This window comes from Rhodococcus sp. SORGH_AS_0301 (assembly GCF_030818285.1).
Lineage (GTDB): Bacteria > Actinomycetota > Actinomycetes > Mycobacteriales > Mycobacteriaceae > Rhodococcoides.
In genome coordinates, this window is record NZ_JAUTAC010000002.1 from 4,365,322 (window position 1) to 4,378,944 (window position 13,623).

At 70.1% G+C, this 13,623-nt stretch carries 11 protein-coding genes; 5 read left to right on the forward strand and 6 right to left on the reverse strand.

What is annotated here, in order from left to right:
- Positions 1–44 precede the first annotated feature (44 nt).
- Positions 45–1,874 carry a DUF2339 domain-containing protein gene (locus QE397_RS21290; RefSeq protein WP_307097195.1) on the forward strand — a complete coding sequence of 610 codons (1,830 nt, stop codon included), beginning with the start codon at positions 45–47 and terminating at the stop codon, positions 1,872–1,874.
- Here the strand turns inward: QE397_RS21290 and QE397_RS21295 are convergent.
- From QE397_RS21295 to trmB, 3 genes are read right to left on the reverse strand one after another with little or no spacing between them, the layout of a single operon-like run.
- Entirely contained in the window at positions 1,834–4,905 is a 3,072-nt protein-coding gene (locus tag QE397_RS21295; protein ID WP_307097197.1) for an MMPL family transporter, read from the reverse strand. The genes QE397_RS21290 and QE397_RS21295 overlap by 41 nt on opposite strands.
- A complete protein-coding gene (locus tag QE397_RS21300; protein ID WP_027506176.1) occupies positions 4,906–5,598 on the reverse strand; it encodes an NYN domain-containing protein in 693 nt (230 codons plus the stop codon).
- Positions 5,595–6,431 carry a tRNA (guanosine(46)-N7)-methyltransferase TrmB gene (trmB, locus tag QE397_RS21305; protein WP_231476385.1) on the reverse strand — a complete coding sequence of 279 codons (837 nt, stop codon included), beginning with the start codon at positions 6,429–6,431 and terminating at the stop codon, positions 5,595–5,597. Before trmB ends, QE397_RS21300 begins: the two co-directional genes overlap by 4 nt.
- Before the next feature lie 132 nt (positions 6,432–6,563).
- Here trmB and QE397_RS21310 point away from each other — a divergent pair, with 132 nt between their 5' ends.
- The 4 genes from QE397_RS21310 (at position 6,564) to QE397_RS21325 (ending at position 10,954) form a co-directional block, all read left to right on the forward strand.
- Positions 6,564–7,151 carry a hypothetical protein gene (locus tag QE397_RS21310; RefSeq protein ID WP_027506177.1) on the forward strand — a complete coding sequence of 196 codons (588 nt, stop codon included), beginning with the start codon at positions 6,564–6,566 and terminating at the stop codon, positions 7,149–7,151.
- Complete coding sequence (locus QE397_RS21315; protein ID WP_307097200.1) at positions 7,148–8,527, forward strand: hypothetical protein; 1,380 nt, start codon at positions 7,148–7,150, stop codon at positions 8,525–8,527. Before QE397_RS21310 ends, QE397_RS21315 begins: the two co-directional genes overlap by 4 nt.
- 1 nt (position 8,528) lies before the next feature.
- Positions 8,529–8,846 (forward strand): DUF6802 family protein, encoded by a 318-nt coding sequence (locus QE397_RS21320; RefSeq protein WP_051613439.1) that lies wholly within the window; start codon positions 8,529–8,531, stop codon positions 8,844–8,846.
- A gap of 278 nt (positions 8,847–9,124) precedes the next feature.
- A complete protein-coding gene (locus QE397_RS21325) occupies positions 9,125–10,954 on the forward strand; it encodes a phosphoenolpyruvate carboxykinase (GTP) (RefSeq protein WP_027506179.1) in 1,830 nt (609 codons plus the stop codon).
- A 42-nt stretch (positions 10,955–10,996) separates the two neighbouring features.
- Here QE397_RS21325 and QE397_RS21330 read toward each other — a convergent pair whose 3' ends face one another.
- Genes QE397_RS21330 through QE397_RS21340 form a run of 3 tightly spaced genes read right to left on the reverse strand, consistent with a single transcriptional unit; the run spans position 10,997 to position 13,611 of the window.
- Positions 10,997–11,917: an ROK family protein gene (locus QE397_RS21330; RefSeq protein WP_222632181.1), complete on the reverse strand. Its 921-nt coding sequence runs from the start codon at positions 11,915–11,917 to the stop codon at positions 10,997–10,999.
- A gap of 10 nt (positions 11,918–11,927) precedes the next feature.
- A complete protein-coding gene (locus QE397_RS21335) occupies positions 11,928–12,737 on the reverse strand; it encodes a class I SAM-dependent methyltransferase (RefSeq protein ID WP_051613440.1) in 810 nt (269 codons plus the stop codon).
- A 55-nt stretch (positions 12,738–12,792) separates the two neighbouring features.
- Entirely contained in the window at positions 12,793–13,611 is an 819-nt protein-coding gene (locus tag QE397_RS21340) for a class I SAM-dependent methyltransferase (protein ID WP_307097203.1), read from the reverse strand.
- Between the last annotated feature and the right edge of the window lie 12 nt (positions 13,612–13,623).

Sequence of the window (13,623 nt, forward strand, 5' to 3'; positions counted from 1 at the left end):
TTTCCCGTGTTCCCCCGGTCCGCCCCGGCCAGCACGATCGAGGTATGACCACTCCCTCGATAGATCCGCGACTCGTGCACGTGCTGTCCGGTGAGGTCGCCTCCCTGCAGCAGCATCTCGCCCGCGTCGGCCACGACCTGGGTCTCCTCCGACAGCAGCTCGACGGTCCGCCGATGCAGGCCCCGCTGCAGGCGCCCCCTCAGCAGCACCCCGTCTCGAGGCCACAGGTGCAGAGTCCTCCGGTGTCGACTCCCCCGGTACGGCCGATCCCGCGCCCGATGCCCACGCCTCCCCGTGACACCACCCCATGGTGGCAACGCGACGGTGTCGTCAGTCGTGTGCTCGCCGCCGCGGGCGCTGCGGTGACCGTCATCGGTGTCGTGATGCTGGTGGTGCTCGCGGCGCAGTCGGGCTGGTTCGGGCCCGGTCCTCGTGTCGCCGCGGGTGCGCTGCTGTCCGGAGCGCTCGTCGCCGCCGCGCACCGTGTGGTCGCCCGACCCGGTGGCCGCGTCGGCGCCGTCGCACTCGCCGCGACGGGATTCGCCGGGCTGTATCTCGACCTCGCCGCCGTCACCGCGCTGTACGGGTGGGTGCATCCCGTCGTCGGGCTCGTGGTGGGACTCGGTGTCGCCGCGCTCGGAGTCGCGGTCGCACTGCGCTGGTCGTCGCAGTCACTCGCGGTGATGGTCGTGGCCGGCATCGCGACACTGGCACCCGTCGTCGCGGGCGGCCTCACGCCGGCACTCCTCGCATTCCTGGTGGTCGTGCAGATCGCCGCCTCGCCGGTCGACGTCCGCGAACAGTGGGTCTGGTTGCGCGTCGTCCGCACCGTCCCGGTCGTCGGAGCGGTGCTGCTCGCCGGGCTGCTCGCCCACGTGGAGACGGTCCCGACCGCCGATCTGCTGCCGCTGCTCGTCGTCGCGGGACTGTCTCTCGGCACTTCTGTCGTCGCCTGGTGGACCACCCTCGCCCACCGCGCCGTGGACCCGGCGTCGCTCGCCTCGATCGCGGCCACCGCCGCCGCGGTCCTCGTCACCGCGACGCTGTTCTCTCGCCCCGTCGCCGGCGGCGTCGACGCTGCGGTCGCGCTCGCCCTGGTGGCGATCCTGGTCGCTCGACGCGAGCTGGTCACCACGGTTCGTCTGGTGCTCACAGCGACGGCTTCGGTGGCGGTGGCGTCGGCGCTGGTGACGGGCACGGCCGATCAGGTCCGCATTCTCGCCCTGCTGCTGGTCGCCACCACGGCGCTTCTCGTCGGCGCCCGGACCCGCTCGGGTGTGTCGGCCGCAGCCGGCGCGTTCTTCGCCCTCCTCGGAACCAGCGCACACTCGCAGATCACCTCGGTCGACTCGCTGAGCAGCCCCGTTCGCGCGCTCGACTCCGGCTGGGCCTCGGTGCCCGCGTCGGTCGCCATGATCGCGATGGCTGTGGCGGGAGTGCTCGCGGCACTGCGCACCATCGGGGACGCGACGCTCCGAACCCTCGCCGCCGGCCTGGCGGGAGTCGCCGGCCTCTTCGGTGCGACGGCGGTGTGCGTGATCACCGGCATCGAGATCGGCGGCCGCACCGGGTTCCTCGTCGGCCACGGCGCAGCGACCATCGTGTGGATGACCGTCGCCGTCGTACTGCTGATGCGTGGTCTGTCCGACGCCACCGGTGCCCGCGCGGTCCTCGCCGCAGGTCTGACCGTCGCGGCCTCGGCCATCGCCAAGCTGTTCCTGTTCGATCTCAGCGCACTCGGTGGACTGCCCCGCGCCGCAGCGTTCCTGGTGGTGGGAGTGATGCTGCTCGGTATCGGCACCCGCTACGCGAGGTCGTTCGCGGACCGCGCCGTCATTGCCGACGCTGGCGGGCCAGCAACTCGCTCACACTGATGGCACCGGACTGACCGTGGTGACGACCGCCCGACTCGTCGTCCCCGTCCCGAGCCCGCCGGCGACCCGATGTGGTCGTCGGCGGTGTCTCGTCGCGCTCGGGGACCTCGGGCGTGGAGGGATTGTGGGTCTCGGGCTCGGGTGCCGGCCGATCCTCGCGCTCGGGCATGCGCAGACCGGCGATCCAGGAATCGACCTCGGCGCTGGTGCGCGAGCCGTTCCCGTGGGGCCCTCCGTTCCCGTTGCTGTGACCGTTCCCGGTGCCGTTCCCGTTCCCGTTGCCGTTGGAGTGGCCGTTCCCGTTGCTGTCGCCGTTGCGGGGCCGATCGACATCGATGCCGTCGCCCGAGACCGAGCCGTACCGGAACGACGTGGTCTCGTGCCCGTTCGAGCCGTTCGAGCCGTTCGAACGCTGAGCGACCGACGGCGCGCGGAGTTCGGCGAGCCAGCTCTCGATGGGGCGCGGGGCGGGTGCGCCGTTCCGCGGTGCCGGCTCGGCCGACGTCGGCTCGGGACCGGCCGTCGGACGACTCTGCTGATCGTCGGAGGCCCGGGCGGGTCGGGTCTCCGCCGGGCGTGCGACCCGAATCTCCTCCGCGGGCGCGGGTGCGACGGGAGGTGTCGTGGGTTCGACGGCGCGCGGTGCGACGGGCTCCGGCGCGGCGGGCTGCTGCACCGGGGGTTCCTGCACAGCGGGCTTCTGCACGCGCTCGGGAGCCGGACGCGGGGCGACGGGCCGGGGACGATCGGGTGCGACGCGCTCGGGCATTGCGCGAGCGGCCGACGGGCCGCTCTGCATGACCCGCGGAATCGGTTGGGTGAGCGGTTCCCGCGTCCGCGCCGGGAGCGGTGCGGACCCGATCGCGACGAGCTCGGGGACGTCGGTGGGCATCATCTCGGCGTCGAGGATCGGCTCGCCGAGCCCCAGCTTCTGCTGGATGCGCTTCATCCACTGCGGCGCCCACCAGCAGTCGTCGCCGAGCAGCTTCATCGTCGCCGGGACCAGGAACATGCGGATCAACGTCGCGTCGATGATGAGCGCGGCGATCATGCCGTAGGCGATGTACTTCATCATCACCAGCTCGGAGAAGGCGAAGGCGCCCGTGACGACGATGAGGATCAGTGCGGCCGCAGTGATGATGCGACCGGTGTGCGAGGTACCGACGCGAATGGCCTCGGTCGTACTGGCTCCACGGGCTCGTGCCTCCACCATGCGGGAGAGCAGGAACACCTCGTAGTCCGTCGACAACCCGAAGATGATCGCGATGATCAGCACCAGGACCGGGGCCATGATCGGCCCGGGAGTGAAGTTCAGCAGACCCGCGCCGTTGCCGTCGACGAAGATGAACGTGAGGATGCCGAGTGTCGCGCCGAGGCCCAGCGTGGTCATCAGGATGGCCTTGAGGGGGAGCACCAGCGACCCGAACGTGAGGAACATCAGCAGCGTCGTGACCAACACGACGAGCGTCGCCATGAGGGGTAGTCGGTCCACGAGCGCCGCGATCGAGTCCTGCTCGATGGCGGGCGTGCCGCCGACCGACAGGGTCACCCCGTCGGGGACGTCGATGGAGCGGATGTAGTCGATGGCCGGCGACGACACGTTGCGGTCGACCAGGCCCGCTTTGAGCACGGCGACACCGTTCTCGTTGCGCTCGATGGAGAACCGTTCGACGAGCCCGGGAGCGTTGGACGCCTCGCGCAGGACCGTGCCCAACTGCGGACCCTCCGCGTTCTCGAGCACGATCTTGAGCGGCTCGGTGCGGTAGGACGGGAAGTTCTCGTCGAACACGTTCTGTGCGACACGGGTGGGGTTGTCCGGCGGCAGGTACGTCTCGTTGATGCCGCCGAATTTGATGGCACCGACCGGCAGCGTGAGGATCAGCAGGCCCAGGACGATGGGCACGCACACCTTGAGCGGGTTCCGCATGACCCAGCGCGTGAGCTTGCCCCACGGCCCGGACTCGATCTCCTCGGTCGTCTTGGTCTTGCGCATGCTCTTCAGTCCGAGAGCGTCGATGCGCGGGCCGAGGATCGACAGGATCGCCGGGAGAATGGTGATGGCGGTCAGGGCCGCCAGCGCGACGGTGGCGATCGCACCGAACGCGACGGACTTGAGGAAGCCCTGCGGGAAGAGCAGCAGACCGCCGAGGCTCGCGACGATCATCGTCGCCGAGAAGACGACCGTGCGGCCCGCGGTCATGACGGAGCGTTGCACGGCCTGCTGTGTCGTGCGGCCGTCGGCCAGTTCCTCTCGGAACCGGCTGACGATGAACAGCGCGTAGTCGATGGCCAACCCGAGACCGATGAGCGAGACGACGGGCGCGACGAAGCTGTTGACCTCGACGAAATTGGTGAACAGCCGGACCATGCCGTTGGCCGCGACCACGGTGAGACCACCGATGATCAGTGGCAATGCCGCAGCCACGACGCCACCGAACACGAAGAACAGGAGCACGCCCACCACGGGGATGGCGAGGATCTCCATGCGCTTGATGTCGCCGGCCATGGTGTCGTTCAGCGCGTTCGCGATGGGCTGGAGGCCGGCGAGCTGCACGTCGACGCCGTCGATGGCGAACGCGTCCTTCACGTCACGGAAGTTGTTGGTCAGTTCCGTGTCGTTCGCGCCGGCGATCGCGAACGTGGCGATCGCCTTCGTCTTGTCGGGCGAGGCCAGCGCGGGGAGCCGCTGCTGGAAGTAGTTGATGTTGATCTTCGAGATCTTGTCCGAGTGCGCCGCCATCATGGCGTCCTGACCAGCGGTGACGGTCTGCTGGAACGCCGGGTCGTCGACCGTCGATCCCTCGGGTGCGGTGTAGAGGGCGACGACGTCGCCGGTGCTGTCGCGACCGAAGGTGCCGTCCGCGGTGACGGCGGCGTGCACCGACTCCGAGTTCGGGTCGTCCCAGCCGCTCTGACTCAGGTGATCGTTGAGGCTGAGTCCGTACGCGGCGAGGCCCAGCAGGAACGCGACCATCACACCGATGACGGTGAACCGTGATCGGTGAACCAGATCTCCCCAGCGAGAAAACACTCAGGACACTCCTTGACGCCCGACGAGCAGGGCGGACAGCGGACGGAACGGCTGCAGCCAGGCGCCCTCGTCCGGAAGGGACTCGAGGCTGACCCGCGGCAGTGGTTCGCGGAACACACCGGGGATGTCCTCGAGATCCAGGAACTCGAGAGTCTCGGACGTGACGGCCCAACTGGCGTGTTCACGGAACCCGAGGATCTGAACGGGCACACCCGTTGCCGCGATGGCTTCGAGTGGGAGCCGGAAGGCCTGGCCGTCCGCGGACGCGACCACCACTCCCGCGAGACCGTGGTCCCGTGAGCGGAGCTCGATGTGATCGAGCATGTCGGAGTCGACGTCGCTGTCCTCGTCGATCTTCGGCTTGGCGAAGACCGCGAAGCCCACGTTACGCAAGGCCTCGACCCAGGGACGAACGACGTCGGCGCTGCCCTGGGCGATGTTCGTGAAGACCGTGGCCTCGGGTTCGAGGCTCGCGGTCTGGTGCGCGGAGAGCTGGGCGGTGCGGCCGAGCAGCCATCGGCCCAGCGCATCGAAGCGCGGGCGGTAGGCGGCGGTGGGTCGTCCGCCCAGGATTGCGCCGAGGCCCATGTCCAGATTGGGCGCATCCCAGACGAGCAGGACCTTCTTGGTATGGCGAGAATCACCGGCGCCGTCGAGCACGGCCGTGTCCGTGTTCTGTTCGTCCACGCTCATCGGAGTGGGTTCTCGCTCTCTCGTCGCGTGATCGTCGCCGCAGCGACGTCGGTCGCTCCGGTGGATGGCCTGCCCCAGACGAACTCGCTCGTCGGCCTGCCGACCTGCTGGGCCTTGCCCTCGAACTTCGTCACCGGACGGTCGACGGACAGGGAGGACCCCTCGACGGTACGTCGTTCGGCATCGAACGGCAGCCGCGTCAGAGCGGGCTCCGCGTCACCGACCTCCTCGATCCACTCCGCGTAGTCGGCGTGGTCGGTGGCGACGTGGAGAATGCCGCCGGGCTCGAGACGGTCCGCCACCAGGGCGAATGTGGCGGCCTTCAGCAGTCGGCGCTTGTGGTGCCGGGCCTTGGGCCAGGGGTCGGGGAAGAAGACTCGGACGCCGGCGAGCGAGCCGGGAGCGACCATGTTCTCGAGCACGTCGGCAGCGTCGCCCCGCAGAATGCGCAGGTTGGAGAGACCTTCTCGCTCGATCCCCTGGACCGTCTGCGCGATTCCCGGTCGGTAGACCTCGACGGCGACGAGGTTCACGTGCGGTTCGGCGGCCGCCATCGCGAGCGCGGCGGTGCCGGTCCCGGAGCCGATCTCGAGAACCACCGGGGCGGTCCTGCCGAACCACGACGCGGCGTCGAGCGGCTCGTCGGCCACCTCGCGGCCGATGCCGGGCCACATCCGGTCCCACGAGGCCTGCTGCGGTTCGGTGAGCGCGCCGCGTCGGGACCGGAAACTGGTCACCCGCGGATACAGCCGGGAACCGCCGGACCGGCTCTCGTCGGCACCGTCGGACAGGCCGTTCTCGGGCGCTGCGTCCACGGCACGGGGGTCGGTCATCCTGTCATTGTCTCCCATGGACGCATTTCGTGACAGCAGGGTCTCGACTTCAGGTCGAGACTCTGGCCTACCGACACCGGGATCGGCGTGTGAGAATCGCCCCGTCGCATCTGCAGAATCGGGGGATCACGGATGCCGGGGACCGAGTCGAGCGCGCTGCACCGCGCGGTGACCGAGCTGGAACGCAGCGTCGACGACGCCGCTCTGCGGGCGGTGATCGAGCGATGGCGTTCCCCGGTGCGTCTCGCCGTCGCGGGACGCCCCGGTGCGGGCAAGTCCCGCGTCGTCACGGCGCTGGTCCTTCCCGAGGCGGCCGAGGTGCACGGGGTGGACGCCCCCGACCTTCCTCCTCCCGTCCTGGACCACGACGTTCTCGCGCTCGTCGTCGCTCGGACCGTGAGCGCCGCGGACCTCGAGGTGGTGGCGGCACGGCCCGGCGGTGACACCCTCGTGGTCCTCGGGCGCACCGACCTCCCGATCGACGCGGACGCCGTCGCCGCGGTGCTGCCGGCCGGGATGCCCGTGATCGGCGTGGACGACGTCGACACGCTCACCCGTGCCTGGGCGACGGCGGTGTCGCGCGCGGCGAGGTGCCGCGACATCGCCCTGCTCGCCGCGGTCGAGACGGTGGCCGCTCGGAGTGCGCTCGGAAGGTCGTCGATCGAGACGTTTCTGCGCGCCCCCGAGGTGGCTCACGTCCGGAGCGGTGCACGCGCGTGAGTCTCGACCTGCCCGCCGACGCGGCCCGAGTGGTGCGGACGTGGAGTCCCGACTCCCTGAGTCGGCTGGGGCGAGGACCCGCACCGGCGCGCACCGTCGCCGTTCTCGCGGCACCGGGTCTCGACCAGGAGGCGGTCGGTGCGGTGGTGACCTCCGCGGGATGGTCCGTCCGTCCCGTCTGCGCGGCCTCGGCCGTGCTCGTCCTGGTGGATCCCGCCCTGCCGCCGGGCGGTGCCCTCGTCCGGGCGGCGCGGTCGATCCCGGCCGATCTTCCGGTGGTGCTCCGGATCGCCGCCGGACCGGACGACGCGCGGCGCGTCCTCGCCCGATGGGCGGCGTCGGTCCCGCGCGCCGACGCGGTGGTGGTGTGCGGTCCCGACGACGATGCAATCGTGGACGCGCTCGCTCGGGCAGCGGACCGGGTGGACCCGGCAGAGGCGGGGCGGACGGCGGTGGACCGTGCGCTGGCCGAGGCCCGCACGGCACTGACAGCGGCGGCCCGACGCGACACGGGCAGCGCGGACCTCGCCGACGCGCGGGAACGCCGGCGCCGGGCCGCGTCGATCGCGACGGACGACGGACTGCTCCTCCGGCGGTCGACGGCCGAGCTGCGCCTCGATCTCGCCCACCGGGTCGGCGTGCATCGGCGGGAGACGGGCGCGCGGGTCGCCGCCGCCGTCGGGGACGCGAGCTTCGCCGACCTCCGACGCCTTCCGTCCGTGGTCGCCGCGGAGATCAATGCGGCGACGGGTCGGCTCGCGGACGAGGTGACCACCGCGCTGACCGCGGTCGGCGCCGTGGACTCCGCACCCCCGGTCGAACGCGCGTCGACGACCCACCAACCGCCCCCGTCGGCCGGGTGGGGAGTCGACGAGGTGGTGGCGGGTGTCGTCGGTGCCTCGGCGGGTGCCGGGGTGGGGCGGGTGGCGGTGTGGGCGGCCTCCCTCGGCGGCGCGTCGGCCGGGTTCGTGACCGTGCTCTGCGCCGCGATGATGGCCGCCGCGGTGGTGCGGACGAGGCTCCTCTCGACGCGCCGCGCGCGCCTGCGCCGATGGGCTGCGGACGTGGTGGCCGATGCCGCCTCCGGCTGGGAACGGGACACCGCGTCCCGTGTCGTGATCGCCGACTCGTGGCTGACCGCGAGACTGTCGGCGCAGGTCAGAGACGCCTCCGCCCGGCGGAACGCGCTGATCGCGGAGATCGACGGCGAGATCCGAGACATCACGTCCCGAGCTGCCTCGCGGGCGGCCGCCTATCAACGGGATCTCGACGTGCTGGACCGCGTCGCCCTCACTTTCGGGCGGCGGGGAACCGTCTCTTCGCTGGATGCGTCCAAGCACGAGGTGGGAACGACAGCGAGGAACACGGGGGACTGAGATGGCCGAGTGGTCGGGATCGTTCGACCCGGACGGGCCGGGTGTCGCGGACGACGGGTTCGACCCCGCCCTCGATCTCGACGGGGACGGCACCGCCGACACGGCGGTGTTGCACGGAGGTCTGTCCGACGTCCACGCGTCGGCATTCCATCGGAGTGCGACGGAGATGACGGTTCTCAGCGATCTCGACGGTGACGGCGACGTCGACCGTGCGACGGTCTTCGAGGCCGACGGCGACTACACCGTGTGGGTGTCCTCCACCGACCTCGCGGACGGTCCCGACGCCGTCTGGCGTGCGTCCGAGCGCGGGTCGCTGTGACGCGATAGACACCAAATGTCCTGACATAGTGCGCTTTACGGCCAGTTCACTGAATCGGTTTTGTGACGGAACGGACATGCCCCGAGTGCCCTGGCCGTTCTTCACAGCGTTAACCTCTAGGTCCAGGACACTCGGGGCCCTGCGATCTGTCGATCGAAGGTCACGGGACTACCCCGCCCACTGGGAACCCATGGTTCGCTCACGCACTTCGGTTCGGCGCCGATCGACGGACCGAGGCGGTGACGGCCACACGTTCCTGCACCACCCCAGGAGACAAGATGACCGCGACCATTCCGGGTCTCAACGGAACCGACGGCACGCCGCCCACGACGCATGCAGGCCTGCTGGCCTGGGTACGTGACGTGGCCGAGCTGACCCAGCCCGACCGGATCGTCTTCGCCGACGGTTCGGACGAGGAGTGGAACCGCCTCACCGACCAGTTGGTCGACGCGGGGACGTTCACTCGGCTGAACGCCGAGAAGAAGCCCAACTCGTTCCTGGGCAACTCCGACCCGTCCGACGTGGCGCGCGTCGAGTCGCGGACCTACATCTGCTCCACTCGGGAGATCGACGCCGGTCCCACCAACAACTGGATGGACCCGGAGGAGATGCGCGGCACGATGCGCGATCTCTACCGCGGATGCATGCGCGGTCGCACCATGTACGTCATCCCGTTCTGCATGGGCCCGCTCGAGGCCGACGACCCCAAGCTGGGTGTCGAGATCACCGACTCCGAGTACGTCGTCGTCTCCATGCGCGTCATGACGCGCATGGGTGCGAAGGTGCTCGAGAAGCTCGGGGACGACGGCTTCTTCGTCAAGGCTCTGCACTCGCTCGGAGCCCCGCTCGACGAGGGTCAGCAGGACGTCCCGTGGCCGTGCAACGACACCAAGTACATCTCGCACTTCCCCGAGGACCGCGAGATCTGGAGCTACGGCTCCGGCTACGGCGGCAACGCGCTGCTGGGCAAGAAGTGCTACTCCCTGCGTATCGCGTCGGCCATGGCCCACGACGAGGGCTGGCTGGCCGAGCACATGCTGATCCTCAAGCTCATCTCGCCGGAGGACAAGGCGTACTACATCGCCGCGGCGTTCCCGTCCGCCTGTGGCAAGACCAACCTCGCGATGATCCAGCCGACCATTCCGGGCTGGCGCGCCGAGACCATCGGTGACGACATCGCGTGGATGCGCTTCGGCAAGGACGGCCGGCTGTACGCGGTCAACCCGGAGTTCGGCTTCTTCGGTGTCGCGCCCGGTACCAACTGGGACTCGAACCCCAACGCGATGCGCACCATCGATCAGGGCAACGCCGTCTTCACCAACGTCGCGCAGACCGACGACGGCGACGTCTGGTGGGAGGGCCTCGAGGGCGACCCCCAGCACCTGATCGACTGGACCGGCAAGGACTGGACGCCGGACTCGGACAGCAATGCGGCGCACCCCAACTCGCGCTACTGCGTGCCGATGTCCCAGTGCCCGTCCATGGCGCCCGAGTGGGACGACCCGCAGGGTGTGCCGATCTCGGCGATCCTCTTCGGTGGCCGTCGCAAGACCACCGTTCCTCTGGTCACCGAGGCTCGCGACTGGCAGCACGGCGTGTTCATGGGCGCCACCGTCGGTTCCGAGCAGACAGCAGCGGCCGAGGGAACCGTCGGCACCATCCGCCGCGACCCGATGGCGATGCTGCCGTTCCTCGGATACAACGTCGGCGACTACTTCCAGCATTGGATCGACCTCGGCAAGAACGCCGACGAGTCCAAGCTCCCGAAGGTGTTCTACGTCAACTGGTTCCGCCGCGGCGACGACAAGCGCTTCCTTTGGCCCGGATTCGGTGAGAACTCCCGCGTGCTGAAGTGGATCGTCGAGCGCATCGAGCACAAGGCCGCCGGTGTCGACACGCCCATCGGTGTGGTGCCCACGGCCGACGCGCTCGACATCGACGGACTCGACGTCGCCACGGCCGATGTGGCCGAGGCGCTCGCGGTGAACGTCGACGAGTGGAAGAAGGAGATCCCGCTCATCGAGGAATGGTTCGACTTCGTCGGCGAGAAGCTCCCCACCGGCATCCAGGACGAGTTCGACGCTCTCAAGCAGCGCCTGAACTCCTGATCCACCACCACTGACGCCCGCTCCCGATCACGGGGGCGGGCGTCAGTGCTGTCTCGGGGTGACCAGTGCGGCCGCTCCTGTGAGAGTCCCGACGGCCCCGAGGGCAGCGGGGACCACCGTGAACGACTCGAGGAAGCCGAGCCGGGCGTGCAACGCGACGGTCTCGCGGATGGGGTTCCACAGCGCCGGGCCGGCCGCGCTGAAGCCACCGCCGAGGACGGCCGTCTCGATGTCGAGCAGCGCCGCGGCGGACGCGATCGCCTGTCCCAGCGCCACGCCGGCCCGTTGGAGGGCGGCGACCGCCACCGGGTCGGCGGCGCGGGCCGACTCGGCGAGGTCGATGCCGGTGGCACCATCCCAGCCGTTCTCGCGGGCCCAACGGACCGCGTTCGGGCCGCTGGCGACCGTCTCGACACAGCCGACCCCGCCGCAGGTGCAGGGTTCGATGGATCCGGGGACGACGATGTGTCCCACGTGCCCGGCGTTGCCGCTGTGGCCGCGAACGATCTCGCCGCCCAGGACCAGGCCGCCGCCGATGCCGGTCGACACCACCATGCCCAGCACGTTCTGCACGTGGCGGGCGGCCCCGAAACGATGCTCGGCCAGGGCCGCGCACGCACCGTCGAGTGCCAGGGTCACGGTGGCGTTCGGAACCACGCCGCGGACGGCCTCCACGAGCCCGAAGCCCTCGTACCACTCCGCGATGTTGATCGGCGCCACGGTGCCGGCAACGGTGTCCACGGGCCCGGCCGAGGCGATACCGACGGCCCCGATGTCCTGGAACTCGACCCCTGCCGCGGACACCACCGAGAGGAGAAGCTCCTCGCACGCCGCCCAGACGTTCTCGGTGGGGGTCGGAACGACGACGGGGTCCTGCGGTCGTCCGTCGGCACCCACCACCGCGGCGGTGAACTTGGTGCCACCGATGTCGAGTGCGAGCGATGTTCTCTCGGTCGTCGTCATTCACGCCACCCTAACGGGCGAGCGTGGTCCCGAGTCCGCGGTCGGCGGCGGAGTGCGCGCGGAGCACGACCACGAGGTTGCTCACCGCCAGCTCGCGAAATCCGGGGACGCGGACACACCACCACGCCCAGCGGGGGTGGTACCGCGGGAAGGCTGCGAGGAGTTCGCCGCCCGAAGTCTCCGCAGCCCAACGCAATCCGTGCGAGGCGCGGATCGGGAACAGCGACTCTCCGAAACGGTTCTTCGGTTCGGCGCCGTGCACGCGCGCGTAGCGGCGAGCGGCGCGCTCGCCGCCGAACACGTGCCACGGTCCGGTCTCGTGCCCGCCGAACGGGCCCCACCACATCGTGTAGGACAACACCACCAGTCCGCCGGGCCGCGTCACGCGCAGCATCTCCTCGGCCATGATCCACGGGTGGCGGACATGCTCCGCGACGTTGGAGGAGAGGCAGATGTCGACGCTGTCCGAGCGGACGGGCAGCGCGGTACCGGATCCTCGGACGGACCCGCGGGCGTCGAGCCCCGCGGCGTGCATCTCCGAGGCGTCCGGTTCCACGGAGACGTAGTGGGCACCCGCGTCCGCGAAGGCGTCGGCGAAGTAGCCGGGTCCGCCGCCGACGTCGAGCACCGTCAGTCCGTCGAGAGTCGTTCCGGTGGCCCCGGTCCACAGGTCGTCGATCAGCATCGCTGTGTCGCGAGCCAGCGCCCCGTAGAAGCGCGCGGGATCGGACTGCTCGAACCGGAAGTCCGACACGAGCGAGAGTGACCGTCGAAGGGTGGCCCGTCGAGCGAGTCCGGCGGTGACGGGAGACGAGGGCACGAGTGGAGACTGTAGCGCCCGGTCGACCTGGCTCGCCGGGCTCACGGCCCGCGGGTCAGGCGGCGAAGCGCAGCACCGTGACGGAGGTGCGTCGGTTGCGGAAGAGCGGGCTGTCGGCCACCAGCGGCATGGAGTTGAACTTCCACGCGCCCTTGTGTGCAGGGAACAGGACGTCGGTCGCCGAGGCGACGCCCGGGATCTCGTCGGCGAGCGAACGCCCACGGCTCGACGTCATACTGAAGGGCATGGCCGGCATCGTGTAATGCTCGGTCAGCTTGACCCCTGCGACGGTCTTGCGAGACAACCACTCGGGAATGGAGTCGAAGATCATGCCGCCACCGGGGAAGAGCTCGGCGCACCGGGTGATCAGATCCATCGCGGTGGGTTCGTCGAAGTACATCAGCAGTCCCTCTGCGGAGACGAAGACGCCCGGCTCGGGGTCGATGCCGTCGGCCCAGGTCAGATCGAACGCGGAGGCCGCGACGGGAACGATACGGTCCTCGCGCGGCAGGACGCGGGCACGAAGCTCCATGACCGGTTCGAGGTCCACGGAGTACCACGTGGTGTCCGGCCGCCCGAGTCGCCAGTACGCCGTCTGCAGTCCCTCGCCCAGCGCGACGACGGAGGCGTGGGGCCGCGAGGCGAGGTACGCACTCACCGCGGAATCGAAGGTGCGGGCACGCAACGCCGCGGCGGCCACGGGGGTTCCGAACTTGGACCAGTCGTACTCGATGGCGTCGCGGACGCGCAGCGCCATCGGGTCGTCGATGACCTTGCCGGGGCCGTCGGCGAAGGCGGCCCGATTGTGGAGCGTGTACAGAGTGGTGGAAGATACGCCGTCGAGAGTGTTGCCATCGATCAACCCGGACGTCATGACATGAGCCTC

Excerpts from the sequence above, each read along its gene's own strand:
- QE397_RS21325 (WP_027506179.1), top strand. The coding sequence starts at position 9,125 with ATGACCGCGACCATTCCGGGTCTCAACGGAACCGACGGCACGCCGCCC.
- trmB (WP_231476385.1), bottom strand. The coding sequence starts at position 6,431 with ATGACCGACCCCCGTGCCGTGGACGCAGCGCCCGAGAACGGCCTGTCC.
- QE397_RS21300 (WP_027506176.1), bottom strand. The coding sequence starts at position 5,598 with ATGAGCGTGGACGAACAGAACACGGACACGGCCGTGCTCGACGGCGCC.
- QE397_RS21340 (WP_307097203.1), bottom strand. The coding sequence starts at position 13,611 with ATGACGTCCGGGTTGATCGATGGCAACACTCTCGACGGCGTATCTTCC.
- QE397_RS21330 (WP_222632181.1), bottom strand. The coding sequence starts at position 11,917 with ATGACGACGACCGAGAGAACATCGCTCGCACTCGACATCGGTGGCACC.
- QE397_RS21290 (WP_307097195.1), top strand. The coding sequence starts at position 45 with ATGACCACTCCCTCGATAGATCCGCGACTCGTGCACGTGCTGTCCGGT.
- QE397_RS21320 (WP_051613439.1), top strand. The coding sequence starts at position 8,529 with ATGGCCGAGTGGTCGGGATCGTTCGACCCGGACGGGCCGGGTGTCGCG.
- QE397_RS21310 (WP_027506177.1), top strand. The coding sequence starts at position 6,564 with ATGCCGGGGACCGAGTCGAGCGCGCTGCACCGCGCGGTGACCGAGCTG.